Annotated in this window: 16 protein-coding genes; 8 read left to right on the top strand and 8 right to left on the bottom strand. The window is 67.3% G+C overall.

Going from position 1 to position 19,490, the window contains the following annotated elements; all coding sequences use genetic code 11:
- Positions 1–235: 235 nt before the first annotated feature.
- Complete coding sequence (locus RTQ83_RS08745) at positions 236–1,450, bottom strand: metal-dependent hydrolase (protein WP_312513376.1); 1,215 nt, start codon at positions 1,448–1,450, stop codon at positions 236–238.
- 248 nt (positions 1,451–1,698) lie between these two features.
- Here RTQ83_RS08745 and hemN point away from each other — a divergent pair, with 248 nt between their 5' ends.
- A complete protein-coding gene (gene hemN / locus RTQ83_RS08740) occupies positions 1,699–3,162 on the top strand; it encodes an oxygen-independent coproporphyrinogen III oxidase (RefSeq protein WP_312513374.1) in 1,464 nt (487 codons plus the stop codon).
- Between the two features lie 83 nt (positions 3,163–3,245).
- Positions 3,246–5,771 (top strand): heavy metal translocating P-type ATPase metal-binding domain-containing protein, encoded by a 2,526-nt coding sequence (locus tag RTQ83_RS08735; protein WP_312513372.1) that lies wholly within the window; start codon positions 3,246–3,248, stop codon positions 5,769–5,771.
- 27 nt (positions 5,772–5,798) lie between these two features.
- Here RTQ83_RS08735 and RTQ83_RS08730 read toward each other — a convergent pair whose 3' ends face one another.
- Both RTQ83_RS08730 and RTQ83_RS08725 read right to left on the bottom strand, forming a co-directional pair.
- Complete coding sequence (locus RTQ83_RS08730) at positions 5,799–6,164, bottom strand: TraR/DksA family transcriptional regulator (RefSeq protein WP_312513370.1); 366 nt, start codon at positions 6,162–6,164, stop codon at positions 5,799–5,801.
- Positions 6,165–6,337: 173 nt separating this feature from the next.
- Positions 6,338–7,297: an arsenic resistance protein gene (locus RTQ83_RS08725; RefSeq protein WP_312513368.1), complete on the bottom strand. Its 960-nt coding sequence runs from the start codon at positions 7,295–7,297 to the stop codon at positions 6,338–6,340.
- Positions 7,298–7,423: 126 nt separating this feature from the next.
- On the opposite strand from RTQ83_RS08725, the gene RTQ83_RS08720 reads away from it, so the two are divergent.
- From RTQ83_RS08720 to RTQ83_RS08700, 5 genes are all read left to right on the top strand, one after another.
- Positions 7,424–7,831, top strand: coding sequence for a hypothetical protein (locus RTQ83_RS08720; protein WP_312513366.1), 408 nt, complete (start codon positions 7,424–7,426; stop codon positions 7,829–7,831).
- 158 nt (positions 7,832–7,989) lie between these two features.
- Positions 7,990–9,828 carry a DUF885 domain-containing protein gene (locus RTQ83_RS08715; protein WP_312513364.1) on the top strand — a complete coding sequence of 613 codons (1,839 nt, stop codon included), beginning with the start codon at positions 7,990–7,992 and terminating at the stop codon, positions 9,826–9,828.
- A 479-nt stretch (positions 9,829–10,307) separates the two neighbouring features.
- The gene (locus RTQ83_RS08710) at positions 10,308–12,632 is read left to right on the top strand and encodes a catecholate siderophore receptor Fiu (RefSeq protein WP_312513362.1); all 2,325 of its coding nucleotides are present in this window, start codon (positions 10,308–10,310) and stop codon (positions 12,630–12,632) included.
- A 99-nt stretch (positions 12,633–12,731) separates the two neighbouring features.
- Positions 12,732–13,046, top strand: coding sequence for a hypothetical protein (locus tag RTQ83_RS08705; protein ID WP_312513360.1), 315 nt, complete (start codon positions 12,732–12,734; stop codon positions 13,044–13,046).
- A gap of 72 nt (positions 13,047–13,118) precedes the next feature.
- On the top strand, positions 13,119–13,952 hold the full coding sequence (locus RTQ83_RS08700) for a metallophosphoesterase (protein WP_312513357.1): 834 nt from the start codon (positions 13,119–13,121) through the stop codon (positions 13,950–13,952).
- 94 nt (positions 13,953–14,046) lie between these two features.
- Here RTQ83_RS08700 and RTQ83_RS08695 read toward each other — a convergent pair whose 3' ends face one another.
- The gene (locus RTQ83_RS08695) at positions 14,047–15,003 is read right to left on the bottom strand and encodes a DUF4892 domain-containing protein (RefSeq protein ID WP_312513421.1); all 957 of its coding nucleotides are present in this window, start codon (positions 15,001–15,003) and stop codon (positions 14,047–14,049) included.
- Between the two features lie 91 nt (positions 15,004–15,094).
- Entirely contained in the window at positions 15,095–16,015 is a 921-nt protein-coding gene (locus tag RTQ83_RS08690) for an AraC family transcriptional regulator (RefSeq protein ID WP_312513354.1), read from the bottom strand.
- A gap of 99 nt (positions 16,016–16,114) precedes the next feature.
- Between RTQ83_RS08690 and RTQ83_RS08685 the strand changes: the two genes are divergently transcribed.
- Positions 16,115–16,870: an SDR family oxidoreductase gene (locus RTQ83_RS08685; protein WP_312513351.1), complete on the top strand. Its 756-nt coding sequence runs from the start codon at positions 16,115–16,117 to the stop codon at positions 16,868–16,870.
- A gap of 4 nt (positions 16,871–16,874) precedes the next feature.
- Here RTQ83_RS08685 and RTQ83_RS08680 read toward each other — a convergent pair whose 3' ends face one another.
- The 3 genes from RTQ83_RS08680 to fnr form a co-directional block, all read right to left on the bottom strand.
- The gene (locus RTQ83_RS08680) at positions 16,875–17,810 is read right to left on the bottom strand and encodes a DMT family transporter (RefSeq protein ID WP_312513348.1); all 936 of its coding nucleotides are present in this window, start codon (positions 17,808–17,810) and stop codon (positions 16,875–16,877) included.
- A gap of 63 nt (positions 17,811–17,873) precedes the next feature.
- A complete protein-coding gene (locus tag RTQ83_RS08675) occupies positions 17,874–18,632 on the bottom strand; it encodes an AraC family transcriptional regulator (protein ID WP_312513345.1) in 759 nt (252 codons plus the stop codon).
- Between the two features lie 21 nt (positions 18,633–18,653).
- Entirely contained in the window at positions 18,654–19,415 is a 762-nt protein-coding gene (fnr, locus tag RTQ83_RS08670; RefSeq protein WP_312513342.1) for a fumarate/nitrate reduction transcriptional regulator Fnr, read from the bottom strand.
- Positions 19,416–19,490: the final 75 nt, after the last annotated feature.

Genomic DNA, 19,490 nt, shown 5'->3' with positions numbered 1-19,490 from the left:
CAGTCATCAACTCCCGCCATGCTGGATGCGCTGAGACCATCAGTAATTCGCTCGCGGCCATTGTTCAGTTCGTGTCCGCTTTTCGGACCTGACCCCACTACTGAAAAGTGGACACGAGCCGAGCAGTCATCAACTCCCGCCATGCTGGATGCGCTGAGACCATCAGTAATTCGCTCGCAGCCAACGTTCAGTCCGTGTCCGCTTTTCGGACCTGACCCCGTCACTCTTGACCCCGTCACTTGCTCAGCAAATCCTGACGTGGCCGCCCCCACTGCGGCACCGGCGCCGGACACGGCTGCGCCGCCAGCTCCGCATACGGCAAGGTCGAGAAATTCGCCGCGTCCGGCGGGCCGAAGCGGATATCGGTGGCATTGCCATCGACCAGCGACGGCACCCGCGCGAAACGCAGCCAGGCGTCGAAGTGACAGTTCCCGCTGCGCAGCGCGCGCAGTCCCGCCAGGCTGGCGCCTTCGCGGTATTTCCACGACAGCGCCGTGCGCTCGGTCCCCGGCTCGCCGCCGAAGCGCGCGGGACATGACGCCACGCTCGTCACATCCGGGGCCAGGCTGAGCACGCCGATACGTACCGCATAAGTTCCCGCGCCATTGTCGCGCGTGATCGCCGCGAACGCCCAGCACAATGGATTCGACGGGAAGGCCGACAGCGGCATGTCCAGCACCTGGCTACCCGGCTCGGCCTTGGCCAGCGCGGCGCGGATCTGCTCGCGTGCCTGGTGCGCGGCGCCGGCCTGGATCGCGACGAAGCCGACGCAGGCCAGCAGCGCCGTCGTCAATCCGGCTGCCGGGCTGCGCCGCATGCCGAGCGCCACCGCTGCCGCCACTGCCAGCAACGCGGCCAGCGATCCCCACTGCAGGAAGCCGAGCCAGGCGAATGCCAGCGAGGCGGCGACGATCAGGCCGGCAAAGGCCCAGCGCAGCGTACGGCTTGGCACCAGCAGGGCGAGCGCGATGCCGAGCGCGGTCCAGAACACCGGCTCGATGATGAATATGAGATCCCCATACAGCCAGCGCGAATCGAAGGGGTGGAACGGATGCACCCCGTACACATTCAGGGAGTCGAACGTCAGGTGCAGCACCATGCCCAGCACACCGGTACCGAGCGTGGCCCAGCGCGCGACGCGGTCGTCGCGCAGCAGGCGCCGCGCGCCCGGCCACAGCAGCCACATCAGCCCGAGCAGCAGCGCCAGCTGGGGCAGGGCGTACAGCAGCGTGTGGGTATGGCCGCGGTGATGCAGCAGGTAGCCCAGCGGCGGCGCCAGCAGCGGCGTCAGCACCAGGTCGAGGTCGGGAAAGTTGCTGGCCAGCGCGCCGGTGGTCAGCAGGAGCCGGTGCCGGGTGCGGGCGCGTTGCGGGTCGACGGCGGGCGGCAGGGCGCGGTCGACGATTTCGCCGAGGGCCAGGCCGACCAGGGAGTGGGTGAGATTGTCCATCCTGCAAGCTTACACTGCCAGCAAGCTTTTGTTCCAAATCAGAGTTTCTTCGGCTATTTCTTGCCAACGGGACGCCAAATCGGGACGGCGGACGCTGCCGATTCGTTCTGCTCGACAATACCCATCTTGACCAGACTCAGCCATATTTGATGCAAGTCAAAGATTCGCGGGAGGCAGGTCAATAGACTGGCAGCAGTTTGTGTCACTTTGCACTTCCGCAAATGGCCGCCTGCCGGAGTCACCATCTCATGCTCGTCGAAGAATTCTCAGCCGCCACCCCCGTCCCGTCATCCGCTCCCCGTACGCCCGCCGCCGGCGCACCGTTCCACGCCGTCGAATTCGATGCCGACCTGCTCAACCGTCTGGGCAAGTCAGGCCCGCGCTACACCTCGTATCCCACCGCCGACCGCTTCACGCCCGCATTCGGCTACCGCGACTACCTGCACGCGGTGGCCGGCGTGCGCACCCGCGGAAGCAAGCGCCCGCTGTCGTTGTACCTGCACATCCCGTTCTGCGACACGGTCTGCTACTACTGCGCCTGCAACAAGATCGTCACCAAACGGCGCGACAAGGCTGCCATCTACCTGTCTTACCTGAAGCGCGAGATCGAGATGCAGGGCATGCTGTTCGCCGGCATGAACGAGGTCGAGCAGCTGCACTTCGGCGGCGGCACGCCGACCTACCTGTCGGACGATCAGATGGGCGAGCTGATGACCCATATCCGGCGCAACTTCCGCTTCGCGCCGGACGAGATTGGCGAATACTCGATCGAGGTCGATCCGCGCACGGTCTCGGTGGAGCGCGTGCACAGCCTGCGGCGCCAGGGCTTCAACCGCATCAGCCTCGGCGTGCAGGACTTCGACGCTGACGTGCAAAAGGCGGTCAACCGCGTGCAGCCCGAGCACGAAACGCGCGCGGTGATCGACGCCGCGCGCGCCGCCGGCTTCCGCTCGGTCAGCATCGACCTGATCTACGGCCTGCCGAAGCAGACCATGGACACCATGGCCGCGACCCTGGACAAGGTGGTGGCCGCCGATCCGGACCGCATCTCCGTGTATCACTACGCCCATATGCCGCACCTGTTCAAGCCGCAGCGCCGGATCCCCGGTGCCGACATGCCCGACAGCGATATCAAGCTGCGCATGCTGCAGCTGTGCATCGAGCGCCTCGGCGCCGCCGGCTACGTGTACATCGGCATGGACCATTTCGCCAAGCCCGACGACGACCTGGCCGTGGCCCAGCGCCAGGGCCGCCTGCACCGCAACTTCCAGGGCTACTCGACCCATGCCGATGCCGACCTGGTGGCCTGCGGGGTGTCGAGCATCGGATCGGTCGGCGCCACCTACAGCCAGAACGTCAAGACGCTCGAGGAGTACTACGACATGATCGACCAGAACGAACTGCCGGTTCAGCGCGGCCTGCGCCTGACGATGGACGACGCTCTGCGCCGCACCATCATCCAGAAGCTGATGTGCCAGTTCGAGCTGTCGATCCCGGCGATCGAGCAGGCCTACCCGATCGTGTTCGACAAATACTTCGCCGCCGAGCTGGCGCAGCTGCGCACCATGCAGGCCGATGGCCTGGTGCGCATCGACCATGACTGGCTGAGCGTGTCGATGAAGGGCCGGCTCCTGATCCGCAACGTGTGCATGGTGTTCGACCGCTACCTGGCCGCGCGCGCCGAGGGCCCGCGCCACTCGCAGACCATCTGAAGCGTCATCCCCTGAAGTCCGCCAGGGTGGCCGTCCGGCCGCCCGCAAGCCGTTGCCGTGCCTGAACCGACAAGGAGTGACGCATGAGTGCAGTGCTGGCGGACGCGTTCGCCGAAGCGGCGGCAAGGCAGGCAAGGGGCGAACCGGGAGGGTGCTTCCATTGCGGCCGGCCGCTGCTGCCGGACGTCGGCTGGCACGCCACCATCGAAGGCAGTGCTCGCGCCATGTGCTGCGCCGGCTGCGCCGCGGCGGCGAATGCCATCGTGGATGCCGGCTGCGCTGCCTACTACGCCACCCGCGCCGGCTTCGCGCCGACGGCAACGTGCGCGGCGCCGGAGCACGAACCGACATCCGTCTCCGCCGCATCCGCCGTCGCCGGCGAGGGGGAATTCAGCGTCGGCGGCGTGCGCTGCGCCGCCGGCGTCTGGCTGGTCGAACGCCGTGCGGGCCAGTTGAATGGCGTGCGCGAGGCGAGGCTGGATCTGGCGCGCGCACGCCTGGCTGTGCGCTGGGACCCGGCCGCCTGCGACGCCGACGCGGTGCAGCGCTGCCTGCACGGCATCGGCGTCGCCTGCTGGCCGTGCACCGGCGCGCATCGCGGCGAGCGTTTCGAGCGCGCGCGCAGGACGCTGCTGCGCCAGCTTGGCGTGGCCGGTCTGTCGACGCTGCAGGTGGCGATGGTGGCGCTGCCGGCCTGGCTGGCCAGGGTCGCCGACGACGATGCCAGTGGCGGCGCCGAACGCGGCACCGACGGTCCGGTCGGCTGGGCCGGGCTGCTGTTCACGCTGCCCTCGTTGCTGTACTCGGCGCGTCCGTTCTTCGGCGGCGCCTGGCGCGGCCTGCGCCGTGGCGCTCCCGGGATCGACCTGCCGCTGGCGCTGGCGATCGGCGCCGCCTTCGTCGGCAGCTGCGCGGCGCTGCTGTCCGGTGCGGGCGAGGTGTATTTCGGTTCGCTCGCGCTGTTCATCTTCCTCTTGCTGGGCTGTCGTTACCTGGAGCTGGCGGCGCGCATCGATGCCGCCGGCGCGCTCGAACGCCTGCAGCAAGGCCTGCCGCAAACGGCGCTGCGCCTGCGCGGCGATCCGCTCGCGCGCGACACCGAAGTAGTGCCGGCGGCCGCGCTGCAGGCGGGCGACCTGGTGCTGGTGCAGGCCGGCCAGGCCGCGCCGGCCGACGGCATCATCCACGAAGGCGACACCGTGCTCGACCTGAGCCTGCTCAGTGGCGAGAGCCGCACCCGCGTGCGCGGCCCCGGCGACACGCTGCCCGGCGGCGCCCTCAACGTGGGGCAGGCGATCGTGCTGCGCGTGGTGGCCGGTGCCGGCGACAGCACGCTGGCGCTGCTGGTGCGGCTGGCGGAGCGGGCGGCGCAGGGCAAGCCGGCGCTGGCGCGGCGCACCGAACGCGCCGCCGGCTGGTTCATGGGCGGTCTGCTGGTGCTGGCCGTGCTGGTGTTCTGTGCCTGGCTGCCGGTGGACGCGGCGCGCGCCTGGCAGGCGGCGCTGGCGGTGCTGATGGCGGCCTGTCCGTGCGCGCTGTCGCTGGCCACGCCGAGCGCGCTGGCCGCCGCCGGCGAACGCCTGCTGCGGCGCGGCGTGCTGGCGCTGCAGCCGCATACGCTGGAAACCTTCGACCGCGCCACCCACGTGGTGTTCGACAAGACCGGCACGCTGACTTACGGACGCCCGGTGCTGCGTCAGGCGCTGCCGGTGGGCGCGCTGGGCGTCGATGCCTGCCTGCGCATCGCTGCGGCGCTGGAAGCCGACAATCCGCATCCGCTGGCGCAGCCGATCCGTGCGGCGGCGCAGGCGGCAGCGGCGCAAAACAAGGACGATGCGCAGGAACATGATGAAGGGGCCGAAGCGCTGACCGCCGAGCGCCTGCACTTCGTGGTCGGGCAGGGTGTCGAGGGTTATGTTGGCGAGCGCTGCTACCGGCTCGGCAGCGCGGCCTGGGTGGCGGGCGTGGCCGGCGGCGTGGCGCGCGCGGCGGTGCCGCCCGGGACCACCTCGGTCTGGCTCGGCAACGGTGACGGCTGGTTGGCGCGCTTCGACCTGTGCGACGAGCTGCGGCCGGACGCCGCCGACGTGGTGCGGCGCCTGCGCGCGGCCGGCAAGACCGTGCTGCTGCTCAGCGGCGACGACCAGGCTGCGACCCAGGCGGTGGCGGCGCAGCTGGGCATCCCCGGCGCGCTGGGCGGCAAGCTGCCGGAGGAAAAGCTGAACTATGTGCGGCGCCTGCAGCGCGGCGGCGCGGTGGTGGCGATGGTCGGCGACGGCATCAACGATGCCGCGGTGCTGTGCGGCGCCGATGTCTCGTTCGCGATGGGCGGCAAGACCGGCGTGGCGGGGCAGGGCGCCGAACTGGCGCAGCTGTATGCGGACGCGGTACTGCTGGGCGACGGCCTGCAGCCGCTGGCCGAGGCCCTCGACACCGCGCGCCGCACGCTGGCGGTGATCCGCCAGAACCTGGCCTGGGTCACCGTGTATAACCTGGCCGCGATTCCGGCGGCGGCGGTGGGCCTGCTGCAGCCGTGGATGGCCGGCATCGGCATGGCCGCCGGTTCGGCGCTGGTGGTGTTGAATGCGATGGGCCTGCGCCGCGATTGAGGCCGGCGCCTGGCGCAACGGACATGGTTACATCGTCGGGCCGCGGCCGATGCCGCTTTCCTTCTCGATGCGGTCCTGGCATTGAATGCAGAAGCGCACGGTTGGGGTGGCCAGCAGGCGCTCGTCGGGGATCTCGCAGCCGCACGACTCGCAGATGCCGGCGCCGCCGTTCTCGAGTTTACCCAGCGCGACGTCGATCTCGTGCAGGGTGTTGGTGTCGTGCTCGGCGAGGTGGGTTTCGTCGTGGCTGATCATCTCGGCGGTGACGCGGTCGTCGCCCGGCACCGCGTGCGCGATCGGGGCGATCGTTGGGGCGTCGCCTTCATCGGCATTGGTGCGCGAGCGCACCGCGCCCAGCAGGTCTTCGCGCGCCTGGTGCAGGCGCTTGCTCATTTGTTCGTGTACGGATTGCGAAAGCGGCATGGCAGGTTCCTTTTTGCTGTGGTCGTACTCAATGTGCCGGACGGGGACGCACCCCGCCGACGCCCGCGAAATACCGGGCGCTTCTTGCAAATAAGTCTAGCCTATCGCCGCCGGATCAAGCGCCAGCTTGGCGTGCCATGCGTCTAGTCCCGATTCCCGAGGCGGCCGATCACGCGCACATACACCAGCTCGGCCAGCAGTTCGACCAGCGTCTGCGTGACGATCACCGCCGGCAAAATCGGCACCGCGCCCGGCACGGCCAGCGCCAGCGGCAGCACCACCAGAGAATTGCGGGTGGCGCCGCTGAAGGCGACCGCCCGGCCGGCAGGCGCGTCGAGCCGGAACAGGCGCGCCACCAGCCAGCCGGCGATCGGCGCCAGCACGGCGAAGGCGAGATACAGCGGCAGCACGCCGAGGGCGGCATCGCGCGCCTGGCCCAGCTGCGGCACCACTGAGGCCACCACCACGAACAGCACCAGCGCGGTGGCGGGCACCGGCAGCAGCCCGAGCGATTCATTGGTGCGCGCACCACTGCGGCTGCGCGCGGCCCACAACTGGACCAGTGCCGCCAGTATCAGTGGCACGGCGATCAGCCACACGAAGGCGTCGACGAAGGGGCCGGGCTCGACCAGCGCGGCGGCGGCGTCGCCCAGCAGCAGCTTCAGGTACACCGGCAACAGCAGCATCTGCGCCCCCAGCAGCACCGGCGTGGCGGCCAGCAGCAGGCGCGCGTCGGCGCGGCCCAGGTGCGAGAAGGTGACCACGTAGTCGATGCAGGGCGCCAGCAGCACCAGCAGCACGCCCAGCTGCACCAGCGGCACGCCAGGGGCCAGCGGCAGCAGCAGCGCCACCAGCAGCGGGACGACGACGAAATTGGTGGCTAGCAGGGCGCCCAGGAAGCGGGTCTGGGTGAAGGCGCGGCCGAGTTCCGCCAGTGGCACCTGCAGGAAGGTCACGAACAGCATCAGCGCCAGTGCCGGGTTGACCGCCGCCTCCAGCGCGGTGGTGCCGGGAATGAAGGTGGCGGCCAGCGCGGCGAACAGCACGGCGGCGAAATAGATGCCGGTCTGGCGGCGTTCGAGGGTGTCCCTGATGTGCTGCATGCGTGTCCCGTGACGATGGTGGTCGCCGGCATTATACGAATTCGGTTACGGCCGGGCAGCAAAGGCGGGGCCGGCCCGATGTTGTAAGATCGGCCCGCACACCAATCCCGCAATCACAGGAGCGCCATGCGTAACACGTTCTACCGCAGTCTTTTTCTGTACTGGCTGGGCATCGCCGTCGGCGGCGCGCTGGCGTTCATGGTGCCGGTGGTCGGCTTCCCGTTCGGGATTGGCATGCTGCTGTATTTCTTGTACGCGATTCCCTACTGGCTGTGGTTCGCGCTGTTCTTCCGGCGCCGCGAACGCAAGTTCACTGCCTTCAATCTGACCGGACGCCAGTTCAACCTCGCCGTGGCCGGCCTCGGCCTGGCACTGCTGGTGGTCTTTCTGCTGCTGGGCTGGAAGGTGCTGGCCTGCTTCTGTGCGGTGCTGGTGTATATCGGCGGCGAGATGGAAATCAAGGACCGCATCATCGCCGCCGGCGCCGGCAGCGAAGCACTGGGACGGGCGCGGCCGCGTGACTTCGAGGAATAAAGACTGGCTCTTTTCCGTACGTACGCAGGCGCGCAACTGTCACACGGTTGTCAACATTGTTGAAGCGATCACTTCCGTGCTACCTTGTTCTCTAGCAATAAAGCACCCGCATTGACCCGCAGCATTCAACACCTTACGACAACCGAAAGAGATCCACGATGCCAGCTTCCCGCCTGCGCGCGACCATCGCCGCCCTGTTCCTTCCCGCCGTAGTTGCCGCGACGGTTGCCACGGCCGTCATCCCGTCGGCCAGCGCCGCGACGCCCGCGGCGAGCGCAACTGCCGCCGTCGCGCCCTACAAGGCCTTCGACGAATGGGCCGACAAATTCGCCGAAGACTGGGTGCGCCTGAACCCGCAGATGGCCACCTCGACCCAGTACTTCAGCGGCGCCGAACAGGCGAAGCTCGACCGCGAGCTGACCCCGATGACCCCCGCCTACCGCAAGAAGGTGCAGGACATGGCCAAGGCCGGCATCAAGCGCCTGGACGGCTTCAAGTCCGCGCCACTGGACGCGACCCAGAAGATCTCGGCCGCCGTGATGCGCTGGTCGCTGCAGAACGTGGTCGCCAACGAAGCGTTCGAGGACTACAACTGGGTGTTCTCGCAGTTCAGCGGCGTGCAGGTCAGCCTGGTCAATTTCATGACCAACACCCACCCGATGCGCAACGCCCAGGACGTCGACAGCTATCTGGCGCGCCTGGACCAGGTGGGCACGCGCATGGACGAAGCGCTGGCGCGCGGCAAGGGCGCCGCCGCCAAGAACCTGATCCCGCCGCGCTTCATCCTCGAGCGCGCCCAGTTCCAGGTCGACCACTTCCTCAAGCCGGCCGCTGCCGAGAACGTGCTGGTGACCTCGCTGGCCGAGAAGACGGCATCGATGAAAGACCTGACGCCGGAAGCGCGCCAGGCCGCCATCGCACGCGCTACCCGCACCGTCGAGCAGAAGATCCGCCCGGCCTACACCCGCGTGCAGGCGCACCTGGCGGAACTGCATCCGAAGACCGGCGATGTGGCCGGCATCTCGCGCCTGCCGGGGGGCGACAAGGCTTACGCGCGCGCCCTGGAAAACTTCACCAGCACCAAGCTGACCGCGGACCAGATCCACAACATCGGCCTGCGCGAAGTGGCGCGCATCGAGGCCGAGATGGACAAGCACCTGCGCTCGCTCGGTCTGGCCGAAGGCGGCATCGAAGCGCGCATGAAGCAGCTCGATGCGCGCTTCCAGCCGAAGGGCGAGGGCGATCCGCGTCCGGCCATCATCGCCAGCTACAACGAGATGGTGCGCGACGCCGAACGGCGCAGCGCCTCGCTGTTCAACCTCAAGCCGCGCGCCCCGGTCGACGTGCGCCGCGTGCCGCCGCTGACCGAACCGTCGGCCGCCGCCCACTACACCATGCCGGCGCCGGACGGCAGCCGCCCGGGCATCTTCTGGGTGCCACTGCGCGGCCCGACCTTCGACATGATTCGCATGCGCAGCCTGTCGTACCACGAAGCCGTGCCGGGCCACCACTTCCAGCTGGCGATCCAGCAGGAGCAGACCGGCATCCCGAAATTCCGTAGCCAGCGCATCTTCAGCGGCGGCAGCGCGCACTCGGAAGGCTGGGCGCTGTACACCGAACGGCTGGCGGTGGAGCAGGGCTGGTATGAAGGCGATGTGCCGGGCCTGCTCGGCGCACTGGGTTCGGAACTGTTCCGCGCGCGCCGCCTCGTCGCCGATACCGGCATCCACACCAAGGGTTGGACCCGCCAGCAGGCGATCGACTACGGCATGGGCGTGCAGGAAACCGAGCGCTACATCGTGTGGCCGGGCCAGGCCAATGCCTACATGATCGGCATGCTGCGCATTCTCGAACTGCGCCAGAAGGCGCAGGCCGAACTGGGCGACAAGTACTCGCTGCCGGCCTTCCACGACCTGGTGCTGGGCGCCGGCTCGGTGCCGCTCGACGTGTTGGGCGAGCTGGTCGATAACTGGATCGCGCAGCAGAAGAAGGCTTGATGGCATAGCGCGGCGACACCGCTCGCTGCGCACCATCCTGTCTGGCACAACGCCATCGCCGCCCACGCGGCGATGGCTTTTTTTTTTTTTGACCGTCAAAAACAAGGCGGCGCGTCCGCTTTCACGGTAACGCGCCGCCGGTCGCACAGAAAGATCTGCGCGACGATCAGAAAATCATCTTCAGGACACCGGTCACGACCAGCAGGCCGATGAGGAAGATGATCAATACTGCCCACAATAAGATTTTCAGCATGTTGCTCTCCGGAGTGCTTGATGTGCTGACAATAGCAGAGTTGTCAAAAAAACAGCGCACCTAAGAAATGCTCGCGCAAATTGGCTGTTATGCAGAGCGCGTCAAATGTGTTGTTAGGAATGCGAATGAGAATGATTCCCGTTTACATATCTTTACGTTCTTCGTAGAATCATTGTTTTCCAAGCAGTGTTTACACATTCGCATCCACCTGAAGAGGCAAGCTCCAATGAAAGCAATAACAAGCCGCAAACACCCGCAACGCCGCACCCAGGCCGTCGGGACTGCCCTGGCCGCGGTCCTGCTGCCGCTGGCCGCGCACGCCAATGAGCCAGCGGCCCCGAGCGCCGCTGCCGAAACCGCCCCGGTCGAATCCAGCGCCGTCGCCGGCCCGCAAATCACGGCCAAGGTCGAGGTGGCCGGCAAGAGCGACAACCCGTTCCGCGCCGAGTACGCCTCGTCGGCCAAGTACACCGAAAAACTGGTCGACACCGCGCAGACGGTGCAAGTGATAAAGAAGGAACTGTTCGAGCAGCAGGGCGCGCTGACGCTGACCGAAGCGCTGCGCAACACGCCGGGCGTGGGCGCCTTCTTCCTGGGCGAAAACGGCAACACCAATACCGGCGACGCCATCTTCATGCGCGGCTTCGACACCTCGCAAAGCATCTTCGTGGACGGCGTGCGCGACATCGGCTCGATCTCGCGCGACGTGTTCAACCTGGAACAGATCGAAGTGCTGAAAGGCCCGGCCGGCACCGACAACGGCCGCAGCGCGCCGACCGGCTCGGTCAACCTGGTCAGCAAGAAGGCCAACCTCACCGACGCCGCCACCGCCTCGATCACCGGCGGCAGCGGTTCGCAAAAGCGCATCACCGGCGACCTGAACCAGGTGCTGAACGAAGAGCGCGGTATCGCGCTGCGCCTGAACGTGCTGGCCCAGGATTCCGACAGCGCCGGCCGCGACGTGGTGCGCAACAAGCGCTGGGCGGTGGCGCCGAGCGTCGGCTTCGGCCTGAACGGTGCGACGCGCGTTCACGTGGATTACCTGCACGTCGACCAGGACAATATCCCTGACGGCGGCGTGTTCGTGATCGGCCTGCCAGGCTACACCAGCCCGGGCCGGGTGCCCAACAGCAGCCCGGATCCGCGCACCTTCCTCAACGACGCGCCGCGCGTCGATCCGAAGAATTTCTACGGCTCGGTCGACGATTACGACGACATCAAGGCCGACATGGGCACCGTGCGCGTCGAGCACGATTTCTCGCCGACCATGAAGCTGCAGAATATCAGCCGCTACGGCAAGACCAGCCAGGACTACCTGCTGACCGCCTTCCTGACCAGCGCCGCCAACCTGTCCACGCCCAACCCGGCCGACCCCAACAGCTGGACGCTGGCACGCAGCATCCGCACCGGCAAGGACCAGGAAAACAAGGTCTTGACCAATATGACCACGCTGACCAGCCAGTTCGGCACCGGCGACGTGTCGCACACCCTGGTCGCCGGTCTCGAGATCACCAGCGAGCGCCAGACCACCTGGGGCCTGACCGGCCTGGGTACCATGCCGGCGGCGAACATCTATAACCCGAACCCGAACGACGCGCCGACCGTCGCGCCGAACGTGCGCCGCACCGGCGCCTACAACGAAGGCGAGGTCGACACCCAGAGCCTGTACCTGTTCGACACCGCCAAGATCGGCGACAAGTGGATCATCAACGGCGGCGTGCGCGTGGACCACTTCCGCGGCGACTACGCGGTGGTGGCGCTGACCAACAACGTGCTGACCAACACCCGCTTCAAGGTCGGCGACAACCTGGTCAACGGCAAGCTGTCGGCGCTGTACAAGCCGACCGCCAACAGCAGCGTGTACGCCACCGTGGCCAGCTCCAAGCAGCCGCCGGGCGGCAACTTCACCGTGTCGGGCAACCTGAACAGCGCGCAGAATCCGATCTACGATCCGCAGAAGACCACGACCTACGAGATCGGTTCGAAACTCGATCTGCTCAAAGCTAAGCTGTCGCTGTCGGCCGCGCTGTACCGCACCAAGGTCGAGAACGAGGTCGAGCAGGATCCGGTGGACCTGCAGTACTACCAGACCGGCGAGAAGCAGGTGCAGGGCGTCGAGCTGGGCGCGACCGGCGAACTGGCGCCGCACTGGCTGGTCAGCGCCGGCTACACCTATATGGACACCAGCGTCGAGCGCGGCCGCAACGTCACCGCGGCGGGCGAAAACAGCCTGACCTACACGCCGAAGCAGGCCTTCACCGCCTGGACCTCGTACGACCTGCCATGGGGCCTGCGCATCGGCGGCGGCGCGCGCTTCAGCGACAAGCTGGCGCGCGGCACCGACGGCGCCGTCGGCACCCCGGCCTACACCGAGTCGTACTGGGTGTTCGACGCCATGCTTGGCTACAAGGTCAGCAACAACATCGACCTGCGCCTGAACGTGTACAACATCGGCGACGAGAAGTACGTGGCGGCGATCAACAAGAGCGGCTACCGCTACACGCCGGGCACGCCGCGCTCGGCCAGCTTGACGGCCAACATCCGCTTCTAAGAGGGTGCTGCCCCGCCCGCGGGCGGGGCAGGTCAGCAGTGCGGCGCCTCGCCGGCCGGTCTGCTAAGGTGATCCGTATTGACGACATGGAGGCACCACATGGAACGCTTTCTCATCGTGTACCGCGGCGCGCCGGCCGGCGAGGGCGAAGTCGCCGTGCATCATCCTGAGCAATGGGCGGCCTGGTTCGACCGGCTGGGCGCGGCGGTGATCGATCGCGGCAGCCTGACCCAGGCCAGCGTCGAAGTGCCGAGCCGGCTGATCGGACCCAAGCTGTCCGGGAGTTCGCTCAGCGGCTATTCGATCGTCGAGGCGGCGGACTTCGACGAGATCGTGCGGCTGGCGCAGGCGTGTCCGATTTTCGATGAGCGCGGCTCGGTCGAAATCGCGCGCCTGGCCGACCAGCCTGCCTGAAAGCGGCCCGGGTGAGGGCGGCCGGCACGGCGGGCGACCGGCCGCGCTGGCTTGCTTTATACTGCGCCGACCATGCGCATACAGTTATTCTCGGACCTTCACCTCGAACGCTATCCCCACTTCCGCCCGCAGATCCTGCCCGGCATCGACGTGGTCGTGCTGGCCGGCGACATCGGCTCGTATCAGGAAGGCTCGCGCCTGGAAAGCCAGGATTTCGGTCTCGAGCGCTTCTCGCCGCAGAACCCCGACCTGGCCGGCAAGCACGTGCTGTTCATCCCAGGCAACCACGAGTTCGACGGCCTCGATCACGACGAAACCTATGCCCGCCTGCGCGCCACCTGCGAACGCTTCGGCATTACCTGGCTCGATCGCGAGATCGTCACCATCGGCCAGGTGCGCTTCATCGGCACCACGCTGTGGAGCGACTTCGAAGCGCTGGCGCTGCGCGAAACCGATCTGACCCGGCAGCTGCAGCAGCGCAACAAGGCCTTCCGCGCCGCCAACTACTACCTCGCCAAGAACACGACGTTAAAAGATGGGCAGCCGGTGCTGGCCGAAGGCTGGCGCGAGATGGCACTCGATTGCCAGGCCTGGCTGCGCGCCGCGCTCGCGACGCCGTTCGACGGCAAGACCGTGGTCGTGACCCACTTCGCGCCCAGCCTGCTCAGCGCCGATCCGCGTTATGGCGTCACGCCCGGCACCGCAGGCTTCTGCAATTCGATCGACGAATTGTTCAAACAGGCCGATGTCTGGATGCATGGTCACCTTCACTGCATGAACGATTACGTGGTGGAGGGGCGCGATGGCCCGCGCTCCTGGTCGTGCCGCGTGGTGGCCAATCCGCTGGGTTATCTGAGCAAGGGCGAGCAGGAGGGCTATCGGCCGGAGCTGGTGATCGACGTCTGACCGCTTCGGGAATCGGGCCGATACAGCCTGGCCGACAGGCTTTCGTCAGGCCGCCACCGGCCATTCGATGTGCCGACCGGTGGCTGCTACTCCCTTATTGCTTCACGAGTTCGACGCGCCGGTTTTTCTCGCGGCCCGCTTCGGTGTCGTTCGACATGACCGGTGCATACGGACCGACCCCTTTGGCACTCAGTCGTTTGGCGTCGATCTTGTATTCGGCCGACAGCACCTTGGCCACCGACTCGGCCCGTTTCTGCGACAGGTCCATATTGTGCGCGACCGCTCCCTGGTTGTCGGTATGACCCACGATATGGACCTTCAGGTTCTTATCCTGCTGCAGCAACTTGGCCATTTCCGACAGCGTCGCTTTTGATGCCGGCTTTACCTCGGCCTTGTCGGTATCGAAGTACACGCCATACACCGCCACCTTGCCGTCTGCTGCGATGCGGCGTGCCATATCGCCTGCATTCAAGGTGGCTGCAACCTTGCCCGTATCCATCGGCTTGCCTTCGACGATTTGCAGCGAAATGCCGCCCAGGTAGTCACTGCGCGGCGCGGCGATCAGCACGGCGACGTACACCGGGGTGCCGTCGGGGCGGGTGCCCTGGGCTATCAGATAACGCGGCTCGCCCAGGCCGGAGTTGAACGAGTTATGGATGCTGTTGCCGCCCTCGAGGAAGCCGTCGCGCATCAGATAACTGGAGTTGTAGTAGGAATCGAGTGATCCGCAAGCTTCTTTCTCGCAGGTGTAGAGCACTTTCAGGCCGGCTTGCGCGATCGCAGCCTGGTAATTGCGGAATACCTCCAGCCCGGAGCGGTCTTTCGGGAACACGTACGCGATGCGGGTATAGCTGCCTTCGGGCTTGAGCATCTTATCGACGACGATCTTGTTGTCCTTGAAGTACGCGCGGCTCGCCGGCAACTCGGCTTGGTCGTAAGCGGCCGCTTTGTATCCGACCATTTTCGCGCCCTCGAAACGCGACAGCAACGGATGGTCTTTTCCTCCCTTGACCTCGCGGACATTCAGCTGGGCGAAAGCGGCTTGCGACATGGCGGCGCAGCACAACAGGGCAAACAACGGACGAACGCGCATGAAAATCCCCGTGAAATGATGAGCGACCGATTATAGGCTTAACGAAACGTTAATTGGCTGCACCCGCTTCCGAATACCCGTCGCGCATATAACGACCGGGCGCCACGCCGATATGGCGGGCAAATGCGACGCTGAAGGTGCTGGCCGAACTATAGCCGACCCGCTCCGCGACTTCTGCGATGCTGTCCGCTCCCCGCCGCAGCATGTCTTTTGCCAGCGCCATCCGCCAGGCCAGCAGATACTCCATCGGGGCCATCCCGACCGCGCGGTTGAAACGTTCGAAGAAGGTCGAACGCGACAGCGCAGCTTCACGCGCCAGCTGGGCCACCGTCCAGTGCCGCGTCGGCGCGCCATGCAACTGGCGTAGCGCGCCGGCCAGGCGCGGGTCGGACAAGCCGCGCAGCAGGCCGGGCGAGGCCGCGGTGCCGACCGTCGAGCGCAGCGCCTCGATCAGCAGCACTTCGAGCAGGCGCGCCAGGATCACGTCGCGCGCCGGCCGCTGCTCGCGCGACTCGTCGCGCAGCAGTTCGACCAGCGTCGCCAGCCGCGGCACGCCGCGCACGTGCACCAGCCGCGGCAGCAGCGACACCAGCAGCGCCGCATCGGGCGAGCCGAACACGCAGTGGCCGATGATGAAGCGGACATCCGGCGCGGCATCCTGCACACCGTGGCGAAACTCGCCCGACGGCAGCTGTACCGGCAACCGGTCGAACTCGCGTTCCGCAGGCGCCTCCATGCCCGACATCGTGAAGCGCTCGCTGGCGGGGATCAGCACGAAGTCACCCGGCTCCAGCACGAGTTCAGCATGTCCCTCCGCCATTAGCCGGCAACTGCCCTCGAGCACGGCGCAGTACGACGGATGCCCGCCCTCGGCACGGCGTACACCCCAGCGGCCGGCGGCGCCGACGATTTTGGTAAACCGCATGCTCGGCTGGAGCAGGGCGACGACGTCGGCCAGGGGATCGGTCATTTCCGGACTCTCGCAAATGTTTTATGGATTCTAGATTGTAGCGCGTCCGGTCGCTGGCGCCTATCGTAGAGGTACTGCAACCAACCAAAGGAGTCCACCATGAACACCGTCCTGATCACCGGCTGCTCGTCCGGCTTCGGCCTCGAGATCGCGCGCCTGTTCCTCGAGCGCGACTGGAACGTCATCGCCACGATGCGCACGCCCGACGCCAGCCTGTTCCCGCCGTCGCCGCGCCTGCGCCTGCTGGCGCTGGACGTCAGCGACGACACCAGCATCCGCAGTGCGATCGAGCAGGCCGGTCCCGTCGACGCGCTGGTCAACAACGCCGGCATCGGCGTGCTGTATCCGCTCGAAGCCATTTCGATGGAAACCTCGCGCGCCGTATTCGCCACCAATACTCTTGGCACCATCGCCATGACGCGGGCCGTGCTGCCGGCGATGCGCGAACGGGGCGCGGGCACGATCGTCAACGTCACGTCGACCACCACCCTGACGCCGCTGCCGCTGCTGTCGGTCTATACGGCAAGCAAGGCTGCGGTGAACGCGTTCACCGAATCGCTGGCGCTGGAACTGGAGCCGCTCGGGATCCGGGCGCGCCTGGTATTGCCGGGACGTGCGCCGACCACCAGTTTCGGCGCCAACGCCCGCAGCCACATGGCAGCGCCGACGCCCGAAGCCTATGCACCATTGCTGGCGAAGGTGTTTGCCGGCTCCGGTGCCGGCGGCGATGCGCTGCTGACGCAGGCACGTGACGTCGCCGAAGCCGTGTGGCGCGCGGTGACCGACCCGGCGGCCCCGATGCGCATCCCGGCCGGCGCCGACGCCGAGGCGCTGGCGCTGTCGCTGGCAGCCTGACCGGTCAAGTGTGGCGGCGGTGCGCCTGCGCGCACGACACCACGCCCGCCACCAGCAGCGTCAGCGCGGCCGCTTCGAACGCGCTCGGCCAGCGCGCTTCCCACAAGAAGCCGTACAGGGCGGCGAAGATGGTTTCGAACACGATCATCTGACCCATCAGGCTCAGGGGAAGCAGGCGGCTGGCGTGGTTCCACAGGGCGTTGCCGACCACCGAGCACAGCAGGGCGACGCCGCTGACCACGGCGCCGAACCACATCCACTGCGGCGCCGCATGCGCGCCCGGTGCCAGCACGAAAGCCGGTACCGCCAGCGCCAGCGCCTGCACGCCGGTGATCACGCCCACCAGCAGATTCCACTCGTGTCCCGAGATGCCGTCCAGGCGTGCCATCCAGCGGCTGTTGTACACCGCGAAGAAGGTCCACGACACCAGCGCGCCGAACGCGCACAGCAATCCCACCAGCGACCCGTCGGCGTTCGATGCCGATTCCCAGCCGATGCAGGCCAGGCCGGCACCGCTCAGGGCCAGCGACGGCAGCAGGCGGCGCAGCGGTACCGCGCCATGGTCGCGGCTGCCGACCAGGGTGACCGCGATCGGTAGCAGTCCGATCACGATCGAGGCCATCGCCACGCCGCCGCGCTGCACCGCATTGGCCAGGAACATGTAATACACGATGTTGCCGCTCACACTGAGGGCGAGCAGGGCGCGCCACGCCTGCCAGTCGAGGCTGCGCCACAGGCGGCGCCAGGCCGGCATGATCAGGACCAGCGCGATCAGGCCATACGCAAGATAGCGTCCGGCCGACAGCTGCAACGGCGAAAAGCCCGGCACCAGTTCGGGTGCCAGGAAGACCAGGCCCCAAAGCGCGCCGGCGGCGATGCCGGCGCCGATGCCGAGCCAGGCGGCCGGGATGCCGGCGGTGGAAAAGGTACGAGTGAGCATGCGCGAATCTCCTGAAGATAGCGAGATTCTCGCCGTGCGGCGCAAGCGCTGTCTTGTCGCCGGCTACTGCGTTTTTGACGCGTTCTCGCGCATCGCGCGGCGGTACGCCGCCGGCGTGGTGTCGAGTGCCTTGCGCATCGCGCGCGTCAGGCTGGTCTGATCGGCGAAGCCGGCGGCAACGGCGATATCGGCCACGCTGCGGCTACTGCCGGCCAACCACGCGCGCGCCTGGTCCAGGCGGCAGCGCAGCAGCCAGTCGTGCGGCGTGGTCTGCAGCTCGTCACGGAACAGGGTGTGCAGGCGGCTCACGCTCAGGTTCGCCGCCTGCGCCATCGTCGCCGTGCTCCATGGCAGGCCCGGCTCGGCTTCGATGCGTGCCAGCAGCGCCGATAAACGCGAGGCGGGGCGGGTCTCGCCCATGGCCAGGGTGTCGAGCAGCAGCGGCACCCAGCTGTTAACCAGTGCTCCCGCTACCGGCGACTGGCGTGCCAGGATGCCCATGAAATCGACCAGCTTGCGCGCCGCCGGCGCCAGCGGCGTGAACGGGCGCGCCAGCAGTTCCTGCCACGGCCCGCCCGCGAAGGCGGCGGCATCGACGTCGACGATCAGGGAGTGGTTATCGGCCTGGCTCGACTGCGCGTGCCAGGCTCCGGGCGCGATCAGCGCGCCATGCAGCGGATCGAGCCGGGCGCGCCGCTCTTCGATATCGAGCAACACCTCGCCCTCGACCGGAAGCACCAGCTGGGCGAAGGCGTGGCGGTCGCCCCAGTGCTCGCGGCCGTAGCTGCGCAGGTGCAAGTCAAGGTCGAGGGCCGGGGTCATCGTATCGATCCTGTGTCGGCGTCACGCCATCGGGCTGCAGACGTCGGCGCCGGACGCCAGCGCCTTGAGCTTGGCCGGGTCGAGCAGGGTGACGTCGCGCTTGTCGACCGCGATCCAGCCCTGCTTCCTGAAGCGCGACAGCAGCCGGCTGATGCTCTCGATGGTCAGGCCCAGGTAGTTGCCGATGTCTTCGCGCGACATGCGGAGCTGAAAACTGTTGGCCGAATAGCCGCGCGTGGCGTAGCGCGCCGACAGGTTCACCAGGAACACGGCGAAGCGCTGCTCGGCGCGCATGTTCCCGAGCAGGAGCATCACGTTCTGCTCGCGCGTGATCTCCTGGCTCATGATGCGGTGGAAGTGGCGCAGCAACGCCGGCACTTCGCCGAACAGTTCTTCGAGCCGTGCGAACGGGATTTCGCATACTTCGCTGTCTTCCAGCGCCACCGCGTCGCAATGGTGGTTGCCGCTGATCGCGTCCATGCCCAGCAGTTCGCCGGCCATCTGGAAGCCGGTGATCTGGGCCTCGCCGGCCGCGTTCACCTGGTAGGTCTTGAAGTGGCCGAAGCGCACCGCGTACAGGTTGCGGAACGGCTCGCCCATCTGATACAGCCGCTCGCCCTGCGCCAGCCGGCGCCGGCGGCCGATGATGCGGTCGAGGCGGTCGATGTCGGCATCGGCCAGGCCCATCGGCAGGCACAGCTGGTGCATGCTGCAGGCGGCGCAGGACTTTAATGCCTGGAGCGTGACGGGCGGGGCGGAGGGCTGGGGCTGGGCTTGGGACATGGGAAAGCAGCGTCGATCGGTGCGGTGACAGGAATTATAGACGGGTTGGCCGAAGCAGCCCGCCGCCGGTGCCGA

Source organism: Massilia sp. (assembly GCF_031995545.1).
GTDB lineage: Bacteria > Pseudomonadota > Gammaproteobacteria > Burkholderiales > Burkholderiaceae_D > Telluria.
Note: the sequence above shows the minus strand (reverse complement) of the source record. Positions and strands in the feature narration are given on the sequence as shown.

Excerpts from the sequence above, each read along its gene's own strand:
- RTQ83_RS08745 (WP_312513376.1), bottom strand. The coding sequence starts at position 1,450 with ATGGACAATCTCACCCACTCCCTGGTCGGCCTGGCCCTCGGCGAAATC.
- hemN (WP_312513374.1), top strand. The coding sequence starts at position 1,699 with ATGCTCGTCGAAGAATTCTCAGCCGCCACCCCCGTCCCGTCATCCGCT.
- RTQ83_RS08735 (WP_312513372.1), top strand. The coding sequence starts at position 3,246 with ATGAGTGCAGTGCTGGCGGACGCGTTCGCCGAAGCGGCGGCAAGGCAG.
- RTQ83_RS08730 (WP_312513370.1), bottom strand. The coding sequence starts at position 6,164 with ATGAGCAAGCGCCTGCACCAGGCGCGCGAAGACCTGCTGGGCGCGGTG.
- RTQ83_RS08725 (WP_312513368.1), bottom strand. The coding sequence starts at position 7,297 with ATGCAGCACATCAGGGACACCCTCGAACGCCGCCAGACCGGCATCTAT.
- RTQ83_RS08720 (WP_312513366.1), top strand. The coding sequence starts at position 7,424 with ATGCGTAACACGTTCTACCGCAGTCTTTTTCTGTACTGGCTGGGCATC.
- RTQ83_RS08715 (WP_312513364.1), top strand. The coding sequence starts at position 7,990 with ATGCCAGCTTCCCGCCTGCGCGCGACCATCGCCGCCCTGTTCCTTCCC.
- RTQ83_RS08710 (WP_312513362.1), top strand. The coding sequence starts at position 10,308 with ATGAAAGCAATAACAAGCCGCAAACACCCGCAACGCCGCACCCAGGCC.
- RTQ83_RS08705 (WP_312513360.1), top strand. The coding sequence starts at position 12,732 with ATGGAACGCTTTCTCATCGTGTACCGCGGCGCGCCGGCCGGCGAGGGC.
- RTQ83_RS08700 (WP_312513357.1), top strand. The coding sequence starts at position 13,119 with ATGCGCATACAGTTATTCTCGGACCTTCACCTCGAACGCTATCCCCAC.
- RTQ83_RS08695 (WP_312513421.1), bottom strand. The coding sequence starts at position 15,003 with ATGTCGCAAGCCGCTTTCGCCCAGCTGAATGTCCGCGAGGTCAAGGGA.
- RTQ83_RS08690 (WP_312513354.1), bottom strand. The coding sequence starts at position 16,015 with ATGACCGATCCCCTGGCCGACGTCGTCGCCCTGCTCCAGCCGAGCATG.
- RTQ83_RS08685 (WP_312513351.1), top strand. The coding sequence starts at position 16,115 with ATGAACACCGTCCTGATCACCGGCTGCTCGTCCGGCTTCGGCCTCGAG.
- RTQ83_RS08680 (WP_312513348.1), bottom strand. The coding sequence starts at position 17,810 with ATGCTCACTCGTACCTTTTCCACCGCCGGCATCCCGGCCGCCTGGCTC.
- RTQ83_RS08675 (WP_312513345.1), bottom strand. The coding sequence starts at position 18,632 with ATGACCCCGGCCCTCGACCTTGACTTGCACCTGCGCAGCTACGGCCGC.
- fnr (WP_312513342.1), bottom strand. The coding sequence starts at position 19,415 with ATGTCCCAAGCCCAGCCCCAGCCCTCCGCCCCGCCCGTCACGCTCCAG.